Below are 17,090 nucleotides of genomic sequence, written 5' to 3' on the forward strand. Positions count from 1 at the left end.
TTTCGGCTCAGGCCGAATGTTCAGCCCCGCGGGCCCGCGGGGGCTTCGCCGCGGAGGGAGAGGCGTGCCGTTCCAGCTGCACTTCAGCGAGAGCGACCTGCTGCGCTGCCGGTTCGCCCTGTCCCCGCTGTTCGAGACCCAGGAGGCCGTGCGCACCCTGGCCCGTCCCCACCGGCACGGCTACCACCTGCCGTGGCTCCGCCGGATCCGGGAGGCGGCCGCGACCCTGGACCTGGAGCCGCTGTGGCTGCTGATGCCGGACGGCGGCCACAACCCGGACTTCATCTGCCCGCCGCCGATCGGCCCGTTCGCCACCTTCGACGAGGAGATCGCGGGCGTCCGGGCGGTCGACCCGGAGGTGGCGTGGGCGGACATGGCGCTGGCGCTGGCGGAACGGCCCGCCGCCCGGGAATCCGCGACGGGCCGGCGCCTGCTGGCCGATCCGGCACGGGCCGTGCAGGAGCTCGCCGATCTGCTGGAGCAGGTCTGGCGGACCCTGATCGAGCCGTACTGGCCCCGGCTGCGGGCCCTGCTGGAGGCGGACATCGCCTACCACTCCCGGCGGCTGGCGGACAGCGGTCTGGAAGGGCTGCTGGGCGAGGTGAGCACCCAGCTGAGCTGGAACGGTTCGACGCTCACCGTGAAGGGGACGCGGGGCGACCACCACCAGGTGCTGGGCGGCCAGGGGCTGGTGCTGATGCCGAGCGTCTTCGTCTGGCCCGAGGTGGTCGGCGGCCACCTGGAGCCCTGGCAGCCCGGGCTGATCTACCCTGCGCGCGGGATCGGCGGGCTGTGGAGCGAGGCCGGGGAGCGGACGCCGGAAGCCCTCGCCCGGCTGCTGGGCCGGGTCCGGGCCGATGTGCTGTGCGCGCTGGACGAACCGGCCGGGACGAGTGCGCTGGCCCACCGGCTGGGCCTGGCCGCCTCGTCCGTCTCGGCCCATCTGTCCGTGCTGCGCGGGGCGGGGCTGCTGACCTCGCGGCGCTACGGCCACCAGGTGCTGTACGAGCGCACCCCGCTGGGGATCGCCCTGGCCGCCTCGGACTGAGGGCGCGCCCGCGGACGTACGTACCGACGCGCCACGGATCCCGTCCGAGTGCCTGAAGACGCGTCACGGACGGTGTCGCACCACCACTCCCTGTAACCAATATGTCACGATTGCCCCTGTTTCCCCGTGTCCGTGAGTCATCGCCGCCCGAGGGGTCTGGATGTCCGGCCGCAGCATCGTCCCGCGCGCTCTCCCCCGTACCGTCCACGTCCTGGCCGCCCTCGCCCTGGCGACCGCCCTCACCGCGGGGTGCTCGACGCCGCAGCCGCGCGTCACCGGGGCCGCCGAGGAGGGGGACGGACCCGTCCGGGGCGAACCCGCCCCGAGTGCGGCCTCCCCGTTCTGGGTCGACCCGGACAGCGACGCGGCCCGCCAGGTGCGCGCCTGGGAGAAGGAGGGGCGCGACGCGGAGGCGAAGATGCTGCGGCGGATCTCCGAGCGGCCGGTGGCCGACTGGCCCGCGTGGGACGACCCGGCCCCGGGGATCCGGTCCGCCGTGCGGTCCGCCGCCCGGACGAAGAAGACCGTGGTGCTCGTGGCGTACAACATCCCGCACCGCGACTGCGGGCTGTACTCCGCGGGCGGAGCGAAGGACGCGGACGCCTACCGTTCCTGGATCGGGGAGTTCGCGGGCGCCGTCGGGGACGCGCCCGCGACCGTGGTCCTGGAGCCGGACGCCCTCCCCCACATCACGGACGGCTGCACCCCGCCCGAGCACCACGCCGAGCGCTACCAGCTCCTCTCCGAGGCGGTGGACACCCTCAAGGCCCTCCCGAACACCAAGGTCTACCTGGACGCGGGCAACCCGGACTGGATCGACGAACCGGCCAAGATGGCGCAGCCGCTGCGGCAGGCGGGTGTCGAGCGGGCCGACGGCTTCTCGCTGAACGTCTCCAACTTCCAGTCGAACGACAGCGTGAAGACGTACGCGGGACAGCTCTCCGACGCGGTGGGCGGCTCGCACTTCGTCATCGACACCAGCCGCAACGGCAAGGGCCCCCTGTCCGGGGGCCGTGAGGAAGCCTGGTGCAATCCGCCGGGCCGGGGGCTCGGCACGCCCCCGACCACCGACACCGGCGACGAGCGGCTCGACGCCTATCTGTGGATCAAGCGGCCGGGCGACTCCGACGGCACCTGCCGGGGCGGCCCGCCGGCCGGCGACTGGTGGCCGGAGTACGCCCTCGGCCTCGCCCGGCGCGCCGCCACCTGAGTCCTGTATCCCCGGACGACGCGCGACGCGCTCTCAGCTCCGGGCGAAGATCGGCTCCCAGCGCTTGGACGAGTGGTCCTTGGGCGTGCGGGCGCCGCTGAGGGAGATCGTCTTCTTGCTGCCGACGCCGACGAGGACCAGCCGGTTCTCGTACTCCCCGCCGCCCGGGGCGATGTCCCAGGCGATCAGCCGTTCGTTGTCGACCCAGGCCAGGAGCTCCTGGCCGCGCAGCTTGGCGACGCGCTCGCCCGTCCGGGGGTCGAGGACCTGGGTGGCGGTGGTCTTCAGCCCGCCCGCGAAGGGCCCGGCGACGAGCTTGCCGTCCGGGGAGAGACCGGCGGGCGCGAACATGAGGTCCACATGGGCCTCCTTCGCCGGTACGGGCACCTTCTTGCCGGCGAAGTCGCGGTAGACGACGCCCGGGTTCACGTTGATGGGCTCGTACAGCAGGGTGCCGTCGGTGTTGAAGCGCAGGTTCTCGCCGGAGCCGAAGCTCCGGCCCGCGTCGGTGAACGCGGGCAGGGCGTGCCAGTCCGAGTCCCCCGTCGCCACGTCGACCACGGCGAACCCCGTGCGGCAGGGCACCCGCTGAGGCTCCAGGTCGTCGTTCACCTGAACCTTGTGGGACCAGTAGGCGCGGTCCGGGTTCTTGTCGTACGTGGTGGCCACCAGCTTGCTGCCGTCGGGCGAGAAGAAGAGGCCGCCGACGCCCTGGGCCAGTGGGATCCAGCGGGTCACCTCGCCGGTACGGAGGTCGAGCAGCCCGATGCGGGGGGCGGGCAGTTCACGTTCCAGGACGGCGGCGGTCCGCATGCCGGGCGCGACGGCGAGGAAGGACCAGCGGTCGTCGGCCTCGTAGCGGCCGGTCTCCTGGTTCAGCACCGAGTAGGTCCGCTCGACGATCTCGTCGCGGTTGGGCTGACGGACCTTCTCGGAGGTGTAGTACGCGGCGAGTACCTGGCCGCCGACGGCGATCCTGTCGCGCGGCGGGGACTGGTCGACATGGCTCTGGACGCCCCGGTCGGAGACCTCGCCGCCGACCACGTGGACGCCCTGCCCCCGGCCGTCGTCCGGGCCCGCGTCGAGCAGTGTGGGTACGCCGACGGCCGCGACGACGAGGGCCGTGGTGCCCGCGGCCGCGGCGAGGGTGCGGGCCCGGCGACGCCGCCGTGCGGCGAGGATCCGGTCGGCGAAGCCGGAGCGCGGGGGCGCGATGCCGGAGGCCTGCTCGCGCAGGGAGTCACGGACGAGTTCCTCGACGTTCACGGTCGTACCTCCACGGCAGCGAGATTGCGGGACGGCGGCTGCTCCGCGCCGGGCCCGCCGAGGGCGGTGAGTTCGGGCGCGTGGGCGCGCAGCCGGGCCAGGGAGCGGTGGGTGGTGGACCGCACGGTGCCCACCGAACAGCCGAGGAGGCGGGCCACGTCGGCCTCGGGAAGGTCCTCGAAGAAGCGCAGCACGAGGACGGTGCGCTGCCGGGCGGTGAGCCGGGACAGGGCCTCGCGCATCACGAGCCGCAGCTCGGTGGCGCCCGCGCCGTCCGTGCCGCTGCCCCGGTCGGGCGGTTCGGCGACCGTCAGCTCCCGTCTGCGGCCCTTCAGCCGCCAGCGACTGACCTGCTGCCGGTAGAGGATCTGGCGTACGTACGCCTCGGGTTCATCGATCCGCCCCCATCGCCCGGCGGCCTTGATCAGCGCGTTCTGCAACAGGTCCTCGCCCGCGTGGCGGTCCCCGCCACTGAGCAGGACGGCCGTCTTCAGCAACGGCGCCGAACGGTTGCTCACGAATTCACGGAAGCTCTCCTGGCCTGCCGCGTCCACGGTCACCTTCTCTTCCCGGGCGGGCCCCCTGCCCTCCCTGACCGTACTGACGCGCGCGGGTGCTCCCCGCTATGCCTCCTCAGGCGACCTTGACCCATTTCGCTTCGGACGGGATGCCGTCGGTGTCCGTGACGAAGAGCATGTACCAGCCGGGCGGCACCAGGGTGGGGTCGTCCGGCACGGTCACGCTGAGCTTGCCGCCGGCCTTCTTCAGCCCCAGCTCGATGGAGCGCTGCTCCACGTCGGTGGTGTGGGTGACGGCGCTCGGGCGCATCAGCCGGGCGGTGGCGATCCGGTCGGCGTCGGCGCTCTCGTACGTCACCGTCGCGCCGCGCTCGGCGTTCTCGGGGCCGTTCCCGATCACCGGCCGCCTGTCCTTGCCGCGGTGCAGGGCGGGCGGGGTGTAGACCTCCATGCGCTGCTCGAACTTGCCGAGCTTGGTGTTGTCCTTGTCGTCGTACAGGGAGTCGGAACCGAACGTCGCCACCCGTCCGTCGGGCAGCAGCAGCGCCTCGGAGTGGTAGTTGCGGCCCACGGTCGGCTCGGCTGCTTCCTTGAAGGTGTTGGTCTTCGGGTCGTACGTCTGTGCCTTGAGGATGTTGCTGGCGCTGCGCCCCCGGTAGTCCTCGGACCCCCCGCTGGTGAAGACGGTGTCGTCGGGCATGATCACGCTGTTGAGGTAGCGGGTGCCCTGCGGCAGGTCGGGGCCGGGCTTGAAGGCCGGGCTGGCCTCCTTGAGGTCGATGACGGCCGTGCGGGCCGTGGACTTCTTGGACTCGCCGACCCCGCCGCCACCCAGCACCATCACCTTCTGGTCCTGCACGGGCGGCAGCATCAGCGAGGCCGCCGTCTCCAGCTGGTCGGTGTCGGTGAGGCCGGGGACCTTGGTGAAGGTGTTCTTCTTGATGTCCCAGATCCCGGGCTCGCGCCCCTTGTCCGCCGGACCGTATCCGGCGTTGGCGCCCGGATAGAAGAGCTTGCCGCCCTTCGTGAGGAAGAGCGCCGGATAGGTCGGGAAGTACTGGAAGGGTCCCTCGGACCACTTCTTGGTCTTCGGGTCGTAGATCTCGTTGTCACCCGGGAGGATCGCGCCGACGTCGTCGAGGCCGGAGACGGAGAGCACCCGGCCGTCCTCCAGGCCGACGAGCGTCGGATACCAGCGGGCCTCCTTCATGGGGTCGACCTTGATGTACTTCTCCGCCGTCGGGTCGAACTCGTAGGCGGCGCGGATCCCCTGGAAGTCCTGCTTGTCCATGGTGATCTTCTCGGCGAGGCCGTAGGAGTTGTCGGCCTCCTTGCCCTTCAGCCCGACGATCTCGTACTGGGCGGCGTCCGTCGTCACCGCGTCCGGCCCCTCTTCGACCGCTTCGACGAAGACCCGCTGCTCGGCGGCGGTCACCTTGGTCTTCCACGGTTTCATCTGGCCGCTCTCGAAGTAGTCGACCTCGAACTCGCGCTTCGCCTTGGGCACGGTGACGTCGAACTTGGCCCGGTACTCGACGCCCGACGGCGAGCGGAAGACCGTGCCCTTCTTGAGCTTCAGCGGCTTGTCCGGGTTCTCGTTCTTGACCCGCATCCCGCCGCCGGCCCGCTTCACCTTGTCGTCGAGCACCTCGTAGCGGGCGGTACCGCCCGCGATCAGGAGGCGGCCGTCGGGGAGCTGGGCGTGGCCGCCGCAGAAGAAGTCCTCCGGGGTGGGGATCTTCTGGAAGGTGTTCTCGGCCGGATCCCACAGCACGGTGTCGAACGTGCCCTCGTCGAAGTGGGCCTCGTCGTTGCCGGAGCCCGCGACGATCAGGACCTTCCCGGTGTGCAGGAGCGCCGCGTGGATCGCGTTGGTGCGGTACTCCTTCGGGATGTTCACCCGCTCCCAGGAGCCGTACTCCGCCTTGTACTCCGGCTGGTCGATCTTGTACGCGTGGTACCGGTCCTCGGCGAAGGAGAGCGCGGCAGGGGCGTTCAGCCCGGCGAGCAGCACCACAGCGCCGCCGCCCAGGAGTGTCTTCCTCATTTTCTTCGAGGGCCGGTAGGCCATGGCTCAGTTCCCTCCTGCGGTGGTGGTGGCGGTGGTGCCGGCGCTCGCCGTGGTGGTCGCCTGGGGGGCGGGGGTCGTCGTCGTGGTGACGTACGCCGGTTCGGGAGGCGGGGGCGCCGGGACGGGGACGGCGCGCGCGGCCTCGGCGCGCTTGTCCTGCCGGACGGTCCAGGCCCAGACGACGACCGGGGAGAGGGATATCGCGAGGCCCAGCGTCGCCCAGGTGCGCATCGCGACATGGGTGTGGTCGAGGTACACGGACGCGGCGAGCGAGGACAGCAGGACCGCGGCCCAGAAGAGGTGGATGCGGAAGGTGAGCAGCCGGTCCGGGGAGGCCTGGCCGCCCTTGGGTGTGACGACGAAGCGGCCGTCGGTGCGCAGCACGGCCGAGCCGAGCGACTTCAGGTAGATCGGCGCGGAGAGCGCGGACATGGCCATGCCGGCGAGGCCGCCGGAGCCCTCGGGCTCGTGCGGCGAGACGTTGTGGCGGCGGTTCCAGAGGTACAGCCCGATCTGGAGGGCGGCGGCGTCGCTGTAGAGCATCAGCCAGATGGAGGCGGCGACCTGGGTGCCGGACGCGCCGAACCAGAGGAACAACACACAGCTGAGGATGCCGAGCAGCCAGTTCACGGCGGTCATCGGGTAGTAGACGAGCATCAGCGTGTAGCTGAGGAGCCGCCCGGGGGGCACCCGGAAGAGCGCCTTGCCGTACTGCTTGAACAGCGTCTCGTACGTTCCCCGGGACCAGCGCAGCTGCTGGGTGAAGAAGTCCGTCCAGGAGGCGGGGCCCTCGCCCACGGCGAGCACGTCGGGGGTGTAGACGGAACGCCAGTAGTGCCCGGTGCGCGGGTTGCGGCGGCGGTGGATCTCGAAGCCGGTGGCCATGTCCTCGGTGATCGAGTCGTACAGGCCGCCGACCTGCCGGAGCGCGGCGATGCGCACGACGTTGTTGGTGCCGACGAACATCGGGGCGCCGTAGCGGTTGCCCGCGCGCTGGATCAGGGCGTGGAAGAGGAACTGCTGCGACTCGGCGGCCTTGGTGACGGCCGAGTCGTAGTTCCCGTAGACCTGCGGCCCGACGACGAAGGCGACGTCCGGGTCGCGGAAGTAGCCCATCATCCGCTCCAGGAAGTTGGGCATGGGCACGTGGTCGGTGTCGACGGAGGCGAAGAAGTCGTAGTCGCCGCCGTGCAGGGCGATCCAGGCGTTGTAGTTGCCGTGCTTGGTCTTCGCCTTGTGGACGCCCTTGTCGCGGTTCCACTCGGGGACCCCGCGCCGGGTGAAGTGGTGGACGCCGAGCTCCGCGCAGAGCATCCGGGCGCCGGGGTCGTCGCCCTCGTCGAGCAGCCAGACGTCCAGCGGACCGGGGTGTTCGAGCTGTACGGCGCCCTTGAGGGTGGCGCGGACCATGGAGAGCGGTTCCTTGCCGGGGACGTACGTGGTGAGGAAGGCGACCCGGGTGCCGGGCTCGGGCGTCACCGGGACCGGGTCCCGCGCGACGAGCGTGGCGTGCGCGATGGAGACCACGTTGACCAGCATGAACAGCTCGATCAGGGCGATCGACACCAGCATCACGGTGTCGGCGACGACCAGCCAGCGTTCCCCGTTCTCCCGCTCGGTCCAGTGCGTGGGCCAGACCAGGTACAGCAGGAGGATGCCGGTGAGCACGGGGGCGAGCGTCATCAGCAGGACCGCTCTTATTCGGTGCTTCTCCGTCGAGAGCAGGCTCTTGTACCGCACCCGGTACCCCGTCGGTTCCGGCTCCGTGAGCGGACCCGCGAGCCGGCTGTAGGTGTCGTAGTCGTAGCCCGACCGCACCGTGCCTCCCACTGTCGAACGGGTTGATATCCCCACAGAAGGGGACGGCTAACGGCGTGTCGACCTGGCAGGTCCGAGTGAGGGGTTTTCGGTCCGGGACCGGAAAAGCCCCCGGCCGTGTGGCGCCGGGGGCTTTTCGGGTGAACGCGGATGCCTGGCGGGGCGTCCGCGCGCGGACGGTCCGTCAGGGGTTGAGATACCGCTCCACGGTCTCGACCTTCGAGGTCAGACCGTCGGTGACACCGGGCCGGATGTCGGCCTTCAGTACCAGGGAGACGCGGCCGGCGCGGGCCTCGACGGCGGCCACGGCGCGCTTGACGACGTCCATGACCTCGTCCCACTCGCCCTCGATGGAGGTGAACATCGCGTCGGTGCGGTTGGGGAGCCCGGATTCCCGCACGACCCGTACGGCGTCGGCGACGTACTCCCCGACGTCCTCGCCGACGCCGAGCGGCGAGACCGAGAACGCGACGATCATGCGCTGACCGTGCCCTCGCGGCGGGCGCGGGCGGCGATGACGCCGTCGGCCTCGTACTTCTTCAGCAGCTTGTCGCCGTAGAGACCGCCGAAGGGGATGACGGCGAGGAGGAAGAACAGCGCCACACGCTTGAGCGGCCACTTGGCCTTGACCCAGACGTCCAGCAGGAACACGACGTAGATCGTGAAGAGGATGCCGTGGATCATGCCGAGGGGCGGCATCAGGAAGTCGATGTCCGAGACGCGCATGAGCAGCGAACCGAAAATGAGGAGCGCCGGGAAGGAGAGCGCCTCGGGAAGCGAGATGAGGCGCAGCCGATGCAGGGCGGAAGCGGTCTTGATGTCCACGAGGGCACCTTCGGTGGGAGGGGGTCGTGTGGGCGGGAAGGGCCGTACGGGCTTGTGAACGCGGGCACAAGCCGCCCCCATTGTGGCATCGCGCCGGTACGCCCCCGGAGCCGGGGGCGGCTGTGGGGCACGGTCGCCCTTATCACCGCATATCAGGGCCGGTCCGGGTGCGCATCAGGGGCGTAACGGTTCCGTGGGACCTGGTACGGGGGCGGGGCGGCGGGCTACCTTCGGGGCGTGGCGATGTTCCGACTCCAAGGCAGCAAGACGCTCGCCGTCGATCTGGCCGGCGATTCCGTCAAGGCGAAGAACGGTTCGATGGTCGCGTACGACGGCCGGATGACCTTCAAGAAGATGTCCGGCGGCGGCGAGGGCCTGCGCGGCATGGTGACCCGCCGGCTGACCGGTGAGCAGATGACCGTGATGGAGGTGTCCGGGCAGGGCACCTGCTACTTCGCCGACCGGGCGAGCGAGATCAACCTGGTCTCCCTGCACGGCGACAAGCTGTACGTGGAGGCGAGCAATCTGCTGGCCACCGACGCCGGGCTGCGCACGGGCACCACGTTCACCGGGCTGCGCGGCGGCGCGAGCGGCAACGGGCTGTTCACCACGACGGTGGAGGGCACCGGGCAGGCGGCGATCGTGTCGGACGGGACGGCGGTGCTGCTGCGGGTGTCGCCGCAGTATCCGCTGATGGTCGACCCCGGCGCGTACATCGCCCATCAGGGCCGGCTCCAGCAGAGCTTCCAGTCGGGTGTGAACTTCCGGACGCTGATGGGCGAGGGCTCCGGCGAGGCGTTCCAGATCCGCTTCGAGGGCGACGGGCTCGTCTACGTCCAGCCCAGCGAGCGCAACACCGTCGGGGGCGATGTCTGATGCCGTTCCGTGAGATCAACTCCAAGATGGTCGAGGCCACGCTCGCGCCGGGCCAGAAGCTGTTCAGCCAGCGCGGCGCGATGCTGGCGTACCGGGGCGAGGTGTCCTTCACCCCGAACATCCAGGGCGGCCAGGGCGGCTTCGCGTCGATGATCGGCCGCCGGGTGGCGGGCGAGGCGACGCCGCTGATGACGGTCGAGGGGTCGGGCACGGTGATGTTCGGCCACGGCGGCCACCACATCCAGGTGATCAACCTGTCCGGCGACACCCTGTACGTGGAGGCGGACCGGCTCCTCGCCTTCGACGGGACGCTCCAGCAGGGCACGATGTTCATGGGCTCGCAGGGCGGGGTGATGGGCATGGTGCGCGGCCAGGTGACCGGCCAGGGCCTGTTCACCACCACGCTCAAGGGGCACGGCGCGGTCGCGGTGATGGCGCACGGCGGGGTGATCGAACTGCCGATCACCCCGGGCCGGGACGTCCATGTGGACCCGCAGGCCTACGTCGCCCACCACGGGGACGTCCGCAACAAGCTGTCCACGGCGGTCGGCTGGCGGGACATGGTCGGGCGGGGCTCCGGCGAGGCGTTCCAGCTGGAGCTGAGCGGGAGCGGTGCGGTGTACGTCCAGGCATCGGAGGAGAAGCTGTGAACACGCCCGTGGTCCTCGATCCGATGACGCTGCCGTCGGACGACAACGTCAACTCCTACACCTTCTGCGTGGAGCTCAAGGGGAGCCGGTGGTTCCTGCAGAAGGGCAAGATGATCGCCTACTACGGGCAGATCAGCTTCGACGGCATCGGGCACGGCCGGTTCGAGCGGCTGGTGCGCACGAGCTTCCATTCGCCGCTGCACGCGAGCGACTGGGTGGTGGCGGAGGGCAGCGGGAAGATGCTGCTGGCCGACCGGGCCTTCGACGTGAACTCCTTCGACCTGGACGACGGGAACCTGACCATCCGGTCCGGGAACCTGCTGGCGTACGAGCCCTCGCTCGCGCTGAAGCAGTCGATCGTGCCGGGGTTCGTGACGCTGATCGGCACGGGCAAGTTCGTGGCCGCGTCCAACGGTCCGGTGGTCTTCATGGAGCCGCCGCTGCGGGTGGACCCGCAGGCGCTGGTGGGGTGGGCCGACTGCCCCTCCCCGTGCCATCACTACGACCACGGGTACATGACGGGCGTGATGGGCGGAATCCGGTCACTGACGGGGATCGGCGGGACGTCGGGCGAGGAGCACCAGTTCGAGTTCGTCGGGGCCGGCACGGTGCTGATGCAGTCGAGCGAGGCGCTGATGGCCGAGCAGGCGACGGGCCTCGTACCGAACGAGCCGGGTGTTCCGGGCGGGCCGGGCGGTGGAGGTCAACACGGCTCCACCCCGCGCATGCCCGGCCAGCTGGGGGACCTCCAGCGTCGCTTCGGTTTGTGAGCGGTAGTCTGCGGAGTGTGACATCGAACGTCTGCGCCGATTGTCACACTCCCCAGACCTCGCCGATTTCGTCCGGCTTTCAACTTCTTAGGTAGAATCCATATATGGAGACCGAGACGGCCACCCGTTGGCTGAGCGACGCGGAGCAGTGCGCCTGGCGCACCCACCTGGACGTCAGCAGGCTGCTGATGCACCAGCTGGAGAAGGACCTCCAGCCGTTCGGCCTGACCATGAACGACTACGAGATCCTGGTCAACCTCTCCGAGTCGGACGACCAGCGGATGCGGATGAGCGACCTCGCCGCCGCCACGCTCCAGTCCAAGAGCAGGCTCTCGCACCAGATCACCCGCATGGAGACCGCCGGTCTGGTGCGGCGTACGCACTGCGAATCGGACCGGCGCGGACTGTTCGCGGTCCTCACCGAGCACGGCGCGGAGACCATGCGGAAGGTCGCCCCGCACCACGTCGACTCGGTGCGGCAGCACTTCATCGACCTGCTGTCCCCCGAGGCGCTGAGCGAACTGCACGCCGCGCTGACCCCGATCGCGGAACACCTGCGCGGCAAGCGCGGCAAGCTGTAGCGGCGAGGCCGCTCGGGCGGGGCGCGGCAAGCCGTGGCGACCAGGGCCGCGCCCCGCTGATCAGGCCGGGCGCGGCAGCCACAGCCGGAAGGCCGCACCGCCCTCGTCCGCCCGGTGCACCGTCAGCGTCCCGCCGTGGCGGGCCGCGACGTCCCGGGCGATGGCGAGGCCCAGGCCGGCGCCGCCGTCGTCCCGGCTGCGGGCGTCGTCGAGCCGGACGAACCGTTCGAAGATCCGCTCCCGCTCGTCCTCGGGTACGCCCGCCCCGTCGTCCCGGACCTCGACCCGCACACCGCGTCCGTCGGCCACCACCGACACCGCGACGCTGCTTTCGGCATGCCGCTGGGCGTTGTCCAGCAGATTGCCGATCACCCGGGACAGCTGCCCGCGCGACCCGTTCACCTCGAACGCACCGCCCTCCGGGACCTCCACCGCCACCGCGATCCGGTCCCGGGTGCGCTGCGACACCTCCTCGCGGACCAGCGCGCCCAGCTCCACCGTCCCGCTCCCGGGCTTCTCCCCCGCGTCCAGCCGGGCCAGCAGCAGCAGATCCGCCGCCAGCACCTGGAGCCGTACGGTGTCGGCGACCGCGCCCGGGAGGTCCAGCAGCTCCGGGTGGGCCTCGGCCACCTCCAGCTGGGTACGGAGCGAGGCGATCGGGGAACGCAGCTCGTGCGAGGCGTCCGCGACGAACCGCCGCTGCCGTTCCACGGACGCCTCCAGGACGGTGAGCGTCTCGTTCGTCGTCCGGGCCAGGGCCGCAATCTCGTCCCGCGAATCGGGCTCCGGCACCCGGCGGGCCAGGTCCTCGGACGCGGTGATGGCCGCCATCTCCTGGCGGATGCCCTCGACGGGCCGCAGTGCCCGCCGGGTCACCAGCCAGGTCACCCCGGCGACGACGACCAGCAGCACCGGAAGCCCGGTGAGCATGGCCCCGCGCACGGTGTTGACGGCCTCCTGCTCGGCGGCGAGCGGAGCGCCCGCGTACACGGTGAGGGTGACGCCGTCGGGGGTGGTCGCCTCGACCGCGGCGAAGCGGTAGTCGGCGGTGGTGCGGTCGACGGTGGCGGTGCCGTCGGAGAAGTCCGGGTCGTCCGAGGAGACCTCGCTCCGGCCCGGGCGGCTGCGGTCGTCGTCCTGATCGTCGTCGTCGCCGTCGTCATCGTCGTCGGGTGCCGGGGTGGCCCCGGCCGAGGCCGAGGGCACGGGGGTGACGCCCGTCGCACCGGTGCCGGTGACGGCCCGCAGGTCCTTGGAGACGAGGACGACCCGGCCCTCCTCGTCGGTCACCTGGACCGGGTGGTCCTCGTCGTCGTCCAGCTCCACGTCCTCGTACGGCGTGCCGGTGGCCAGCGCCCCGGCCACCTCGCGGGCCGCCACCTCGGCCTGGAGGTCCGCCTGGTCGATCAGGTTGGCCCGCAGGACCAGGAGCACGGCGAGACCGGCCCCGATCAGGGCGACGGCGACGACCAGGGTGGCTCCGAGGGCGGCCCTGGCCCGGACGGACCTCACTTCGCCTCCAGCCGGTAGCCGGCGCCGCGTACGGTGCGGATGGTGGCGGCGCCCAGCTTGCGGCGCAGGGTGGAGATGTAGACCTCGACGATGTTCGGGTCGCCGTCGTAGGCGAAGTCCCAGACGTGCTCCAGGATCTCCGCCTTGCTGACCACCTGCCCGGCGCGCAGGGCGAGTTGCTCCAGCACGGCGAACTCCTTGGCGGTGAGGGCGATTTCGTCCTCACCTCGGATGACCCGGCGGGCGGCGGTGTCGATGCGCAGGGGGCCGACGGTCAGGACGGGCGCGGCCGTTCCGGCCCCGCGCCGGCGCAGCAGGGCGCGGACGCGGGCGACGAGGACGACGTAGCTGAAGGGCTTGGTCAGATAGTCGTCGGCACCGGTGTCCAGGCCCTCGGCCTCGTCGTACTCGCCGTCCTTGGCCGTCAGCATGAGGATCGGCACCTCGTGTCCGGCGGCGCGCAGGTTCGAGCAGACGCGGTAGCCGTTCATGCCGGGCAGCATGATGTCGAGGATCACCAGGTCGTAGCCGCCCTCGCTCGCCCGGTGCAGCCCCTCCAGGCCGTCGTGCACGACATCCACGGCGAAGCCCTCGGCGGTAAGTCCCCTGGCCAGGGACACCGCGAGACGCTTCTCGTCCTCCACGATCAACAGGCGCATGCGCACAGCCTCGCAAACTCCACCTGAAGAAGCCTTCAGGTGGCTTCAGGCTGCGTTCAGCATCGGGTCGGCAGTGTGGAACCCGTCAGCCAGCACAGCAGCTCTCGGGGAGAACCTCATGAAGCGCAACGTCACCATCGCAGCGATCACCGCGGCCGTTCTGATCGGCGGCACCACCGCAGCCACCGTCGCCTTCGCGGACAGCGACGGGGACCGCGACCGTACATCCACCAGGTCCGCGAGCTCCGTGAGCCTCGCCGACGACGACCGTGACGACCGGGACGACCGTACGGACGACGCTTCCGACGACCGGTCGGACGACCGGGCCCCGGCCGCCGCGAAGAGCGCCCGGATCTCCCTCGACCAGGCCGTCGCCGCCGCGCTGAAGAGCGTCCCGGGCACGGTCACCCAGGCCGAGCTGGACCGGGACGACGACGACCACGACGGCCGCTCGGTGTGGGAGCTGGACGTCCGGGGCTCCGACAAGAAGTGGCACGACGTCACGGTGGACGCCGGCAACGGCAAGGTCCTGAAGACTCGCGACGACGACAACGACGACCGCGACGACCACGCGCCCCGCTCCTCGGCCGTCACCCTGAACGAGGCGGCGGCAGCGGCCCTGAAGACCGCGCCGGGCGCCATCACGTCCATCGACCTGGACGACGATGACGATGACGACGACAACGGCCGCCGGGGCGAGGTCCTGCGCTGGGACGTCGACATCGCGGGCAAGGACGGCAAGCAGCACGAACTGCGCGTGGACGCCAAGACGGGCAAGGTCACCGTGGACCGCGACGACGACGGGGACGACGACCGGGACGACCGGAACGACGACCGGGACGACCGGGACGGCGACGACGACTGACGGGAGCCCGTACCCGGCCCCGTACACGAGAAGGCCCCCTGAGCGGCACACATCCGCTCAGGGGGCCTTCAGCGCGCGCTCAGGCGCTCAGGAGGCCTCCGTCAGCCCCGCCACCAGTTCGTCCGCCGCCGCGTACGGGTCGAGGCTCCCCGCCACGATCCGCTCCGCCAGGGCGTGCAGCCGGCGGTCGCCGCGCAGGTCCGCGATCCTCTCGCGGAGCGCGGTGACCGCGATCGACTCGACCTCGTGGGCGGCGCGGGCCGTGCGGCGTTCGGCCAGGACGCCGTGCTCCTCCATCCAGGCCCGGTGCTTCTCCAGGGCCTCGACGACCTCGTCGGTGCCCTGGCCCCGGGCCGCGACCGTCTTCACGATCGGGGGGCGCCAGTCGCCGGGGCCCCGGGACTCCCCCAGGCCCAGCATGTGGTTCAGCTCGCGGGCGGTGGCGTCGGCGCCGTCGCGGTCGGCCTTGTTGACCACGTACACATCGCCGATCTCCAGGATTCCGGCCTTCGCCGCCTGGATGCCGTCGCCCATGCCCGGAGCGAGCAGCACGACGGAGGTGTCGGCCTGGGAGGCGATCTCCACCTCGGACTGGCCGACGCCGACCGTCTCGACGAGGACCACGTCGCAGCCCGCCGCGTCCAGGACGCGGATGGCCTGCGGGGCGGCCCAGGCGAGACCGCCGAGGTGGCCCCGGGTCGCCATCGAGCGGATGTAGACACCCGGGTCGGACGCGTGGTCCGACATCCGGACCCGGTCGCCCAGCAGCGCCCCGCCGGAGAACGGCGAGGAGGGGTCGACGGCGAGCACGCCGACCCGCTTGCCCGCCCGGCGGTAGGCGGAGACCAGGGCCGAGGTGGAGGTGGACTTGCCGACGCCCGGCGAGCCCGTGAGGCCGACGACGTACGCATGGCCCGCCAACGGGGCCAGTGCCGCCATCACCTCACGGAGCTGCGGGGACGCCCCCTCCACCAGCGAGATCAGCCGGGCCACCGCACGCGGCCTGCCTGCTCGCGCCTGCTCGACCAGCGTGGGGACGTCCACGTCCACGTTCACCGCTCCGTTCTCGCCTTGCCTCGTGTCGTTACGGTGTTACTTGCCCGGGACGCGGATGATCAACGCGTCGCCCTGGCCGCCGCCGCCGCACAGTGCCGCCGCGCCCGTGCCGCCGCCGCGCCGCTTCAGCTCCAGGGCCAGGTGCAGGACGACCCGGGCGCCGGACATCCCGATGGGGTGGCCGAGCGCGATCGCGCCGCCGTTGACGTTGACCTTGTCCGAGGTGACGCCCAGGTCCTTCATGGACTGGACGGCGACGGCCGCGAACGCCTCGTTGATCTCGATCAGGTCGAGGTCGTCGACGGTCAGGCCGTCCTTCTTCAGCGCGTGCTTGATGGCATTGGAGGGCTGCGACTGGAGGGAGTTGTCGGGGCCCGCGACGTTTCCGTGGGCGCCGATCTCGGCGATCCAGTCGAGGCCCAGCTCCTCGGCCCTGGCCTTGCTCATCACGACGACCGCGGCGGCGCCGTCGGAGATCTGCGAGGAGGTGCCGGCGGTGATCGTGCCGTCCTTGGCGAAGGCGGGGCGCAGCTTGCCGAGGGTCTCCACGGTCGTCTCGGCGCGGATGCCCTCGTCCTTCGAGAAGAGGACCGGGTCGCCCTTGCGCTGCGGAATCTCGACCGGGGTGATCTCCGCCTCGAAGAGGCCGTTCTTCTGGGCGGCGGCGGCCCGCTGGTGGGACAGCGCGCCGATCTCGTCCTGGGCAGCGCGGTCCAGTCCGAGGCGGCCGTTGTGCTTCTCGGTGGACTCGCCCATGGGGATGTTCTCGTAGGCGTCGGTGAGACCGTCGTACGCCATCGAGTCCAGCATCTCGATCGCGCCGTACTTGTAGCCCTCGCGGGACTTGGGGAGCAGGTGCGGGGCGTTGGTCATGGACTCCTGGCCGCCCGCGACCACGACGTCGAACTCCCCGGCGCGGATGAGCTGGTCGGCCAGCGCGATGGCGTCGAGCCCGGACAGACACACCTTGTTGACGGTGAGCGCGGGCACGTTCATCGGGATGCCGGCCTTGATCGCGGCCTGCCGGGCGGGAATCTGGCCCGCGCCGGCCTGGAGCACCTGGCCCATGATCACGTACTGGACCTGGTCACCGCCGATGCCGGCCCGGTCCAGCGCGGCCTTGATCGCGACGCCGCCGAGGTCGGCCGCGGAGAAGCTCTTCAGGGAGCCGAGGAGACGGCCCATGGGCGTCCGGGCGCCCGCGACGATCACTGAGGTGGTGGTACCGGTCGTTGCTGGCATGGGCACGGCCCCTTGGGATCGGATGTGAACGAGGGTTTACCTGAATGTACTGAGCGCTCCCGCGCCCGTCATCCGGCTGCCGGTGTGACGGCGCGCACGTTGCGTAACCATGGCGGGAGCGCG

The 17,090-nt window shown here is 71.1% G+C and carries 17 protein-coding genes; 7 read left to right on the forward strand and 10 right to left on the reverse strand.

Features of this window, described 5'->3' with window-relative positions:
- Positions 1 to 64: 64 nt before the first annotated feature.
- Positions 65 to 1,048: an ArsR/SmtB family transcription factor gene (locus IE140_RS00590; RefSeq protein ID WP_150196056.1), complete on the forward strand. Its 984-nt coding sequence runs from the start codon at positions 65 to 67 to the stop codon at positions 1,046 to 1,048.
- 160 nt (positions 1,049 to 1,208) lie between these two features.
- Positions 1,209 to 2,258 carry a glycoside hydrolase family 6 protein gene (locus IE140_RS00595; protein WP_093440359.1) on the forward strand — a complete coding sequence of 350 codons (1,050 nt, stop codon included), beginning with the start codon at positions 1,209 to 1,211 and terminating at the stop codon, positions 2,256 to 2,258.
- A gap of 33 nt (positions 2,259 to 2,291) precedes the next feature.
- Here the strand turns inward: IE140_RS00595 and IE140_RS00600 are convergent, their stop codons facing one another.
- From IE140_RS00600 to IE140_RS00625, 6 genes are all read right to left on the reverse strand, one after another.
- Complete coding sequence (locus IE140_RS00600; protein ID WP_150196054.1) at positions 2,292 to 3,524, reverse strand: hypothetical protein; 1,233 nt, start codon at positions 3,522 to 3,524, stop codon at positions 2,292 to 2,294.
- Positions 3,521 to 4,078, reverse strand: coding sequence for a SigE family RNA polymerase sigma factor (locus tag IE140_RS00605; RefSeq protein WP_150196052.1), 558 nt, complete (start codon positions 4,076 to 4,078; stop codon positions 3,521 to 3,523). Before IE140_RS00605 ends, IE140_RS00600 begins: the two co-directional genes overlap by 4 nt.
- A 79-nt stretch (positions 4,079 to 4,157) precedes the next feature.
- A complete protein-coding gene (gene glxA / locus IE140_RS00610) occupies positions 4,158 to 6,113 on the reverse strand; it encodes a radical copper oxidase GlxA (RefSeq protein ID WP_150196050.1) in 1,956 nt (651 codons plus the stop codon).
- A 3-nt stretch (positions 6,114 to 6,116) separates the two neighbouring features.
- On the reverse strand, positions 6,117 to 7,931 hold the full coding sequence (locus tag IE140_RS00615) for a glycosyltransferase family 2 protein (RefSeq protein WP_189459970.1): 1,815 nt from the start codon (positions 7,929 to 7,931) through the stop codon (positions 6,117 to 6,119).
- A 184-nt stretch (positions 7,932 to 8,115) separates the two neighbouring features.
- Complete coding sequence (locus IE140_RS00620) at positions 8,116 to 8,409, reverse strand: MTH1187 family thiamine-binding protein (RefSeq protein WP_006127629.1); 294 nt, start codon at positions 8,407 to 8,409, stop codon at positions 8,116 to 8,118.
- Positions 8,406 to 8,756 (reverse strand): DUF3817 domain-containing protein, encoded by a 351-nt coding sequence (locus IE140_RS00625; RefSeq protein ID WP_010060127.1) that lies wholly within the window; start codon positions 8,754 to 8,756, stop codon positions 8,406 to 8,408. The genes IE140_RS00620 and IE140_RS00625 overlap by 4 nt, the downstream gene beginning before the upstream one ends.
- Positions 8,757 to 8,999: 243 nt before the next feature.
- Between IE140_RS00625 and IE140_RS00630 the strand changes: the two genes are divergently transcribed.
- The 4 genes from IE140_RS00630 (at position 9,000) to IE140_RS00645 (ending at position 11,633) form a co-directional block, all read left to right on the forward strand.
- A complete protein-coding gene (locus tag IE140_RS00630) occupies positions 9,000 to 9,632 on the forward strand; it encodes an AIM24 family protein (protein ID WP_032770408.1) in 633 nt (210 codons plus the stop codon).
- Positions 9,632 to 10,282: an AIM24 family protein gene (locus IE140_RS00635; RefSeq protein WP_032779010.1), complete on the forward strand. Its 651-nt coding sequence runs from the start codon at positions 9,632 to 9,634 to the stop codon at positions 10,280 to 10,282. The genes IE140_RS00630 and IE140_RS00635 overlap by 1 nt, the downstream gene beginning before the upstream one ends.
- Positions 10,279 to 11,052, forward strand: a complete 774-nt coding sequence (locus IE140_RS00640) for an AIM24 family protein (protein WP_150196046.1) — start codon at positions 10,279 to 10,281, stop codon at positions 11,050 to 11,052. Before IE140_RS00635 ends, IE140_RS00640 begins: the two co-directional genes overlap by 4 nt.
- A 104-nt stretch (positions 11,053 to 11,156) precedes the next feature.
- Positions 11,157 to 11,633 carry a MarR family winged helix-turn-helix transcriptional regulator gene (locus tag IE140_RS00645; RefSeq protein ID WP_032770414.1) on the forward strand — a complete coding sequence of 159 codons (477 nt, stop codon included), beginning with the start codon at positions 11,157 to 11,159 and terminating at the stop codon, positions 11,631 to 11,633.
- Between the two features lie 60 nt (positions 11,634 to 11,693).
- Here IE140_RS00645 and IE140_RS00650 read toward each other — a convergent pair whose 3' ends face one another.
- The gene (locus IE140_RS00650) at positions 11,694 to 13,145 is read right to left on the reverse strand and encodes a sensor histidine kinase (RefSeq protein ID WP_150196044.1); all 1,452 of its coding nucleotides are present in this window, start codon (positions 13,143 to 13,145) and stop codon (positions 11,694 to 11,696) included.
- Positions 13,142 to 13,804 carry a response regulator transcription factor gene (locus IE140_RS00655; RefSeq protein ID WP_010072162.1) on the reverse strand — a complete coding sequence of 221 codons (663 nt, stop codon included), beginning with the start codon at positions 13,802 to 13,804 and terminating at the stop codon, positions 13,142 to 13,144. Before IE140_RS00655 ends, IE140_RS00650 begins: the two co-directional genes overlap by 4 nt.
- A gap of 118 nt (positions 13,805 to 13,922) precedes the next feature.
- On the opposite strand from IE140_RS00655, the gene IE140_RS00660 reads away from it, so the two are divergent.
- Positions 13,923 to 14,669 (forward strand): PepSY domain-containing protein, encoded by a 747-nt coding sequence (locus IE140_RS00660; protein WP_150196042.1) that lies wholly within the window; start codon positions 13,923 to 13,925, stop codon positions 14,667 to 14,669.
- 87 nt (positions 14,670 to 14,756) lie between these two features.
- On the opposite strand, the gene meaB is transcribed toward IE140_RS00660, so the two are convergent.
- Positions 14,757 to 15,725 (reverse strand): methylmalonyl Co-A mutase-associated GTPase MeaB, encoded by a 969-nt coding sequence (gene meaB / locus IE140_RS00665; protein WP_176734613.1) that lies wholly within the window; start codon positions 15,723 to 15,725, stop codon positions 14,757 to 14,759.
- 36 nt (positions 15,726 to 15,761) lie between these two features.
- Entirely contained in the window at positions 15,762 to 16,937 is a 1,176-nt protein-coding gene (locus tag IE140_RS00670; protein ID WP_065488261.1) for an acetyl-CoA C-acetyltransferase, read from the reverse strand.
- Between the last annotated feature and the right edge of the window lie 153 nt (positions 16,938 to 17,090).

This window comes from Streptomyces parvus (genome assembly GCF_014648875.1).
Lineage (GTDB): Bacteria > Actinomycetota > Actinomycetes > Streptomycetales > Streptomycetaceae > Streptomyces > Streptomyces parvus.

Coding starts and splice junctions, on each gene's coding strand:
- IE140_RS00595 (WP_093440359.1), top strand. CDS start 1,209: ATGTCCGGCCGCAGCATCGTCCCGCGCGCTCTCCCCCGTACCGTCCAC.
- glxA (WP_150196050.1), bottom strand. CDS start 6,113: ATGGCCTACCGGCCCTCGAAGAAAATGAGGAAGACACTCCTGGGCGGC.
- IE140_RS00620 (WP_006127629.1), bottom strand. CDS start 8,409: ATGATCGTCGCGTTCTCGGTCTCGCCGCTCGGCGTCGGCGAGGACGTC.
- IE140_RS00630 (WP_032770408.1), top strand. CDS start 9,000: ATGTTCCGACTCCAAGGCAGCAAGACGCTCGCCGTCGATCTGGCCGGC.
- IE140_RS00635 (WP_032779010.1), top strand. CDS start 9,632: ATGCCGTTCCGTGAGATCAACTCCAAGATGGTCGAGGCCACGCTCGCG.
- IE140_RS00645 (WP_032770414.1), top strand. CDS start 11,157: ATGGAGACCGAGACGGCCACCCGTTGGCTGAGCGACGCGGAGCAGTGC.
- IE140_RS00655 (WP_010072162.1), bottom strand. CDS start 13,804: ATGCGCCTGTTGATCGTGGAGGACGAGAAGCGTCTCGCGGTGTCCCTG.
- IE140_RS00660 (WP_150196042.1), top strand. CDS start 13,923: ATGAAGCGCAACGTCACCATCGCAGCGATCACCGCGGCCGTTCTGATC.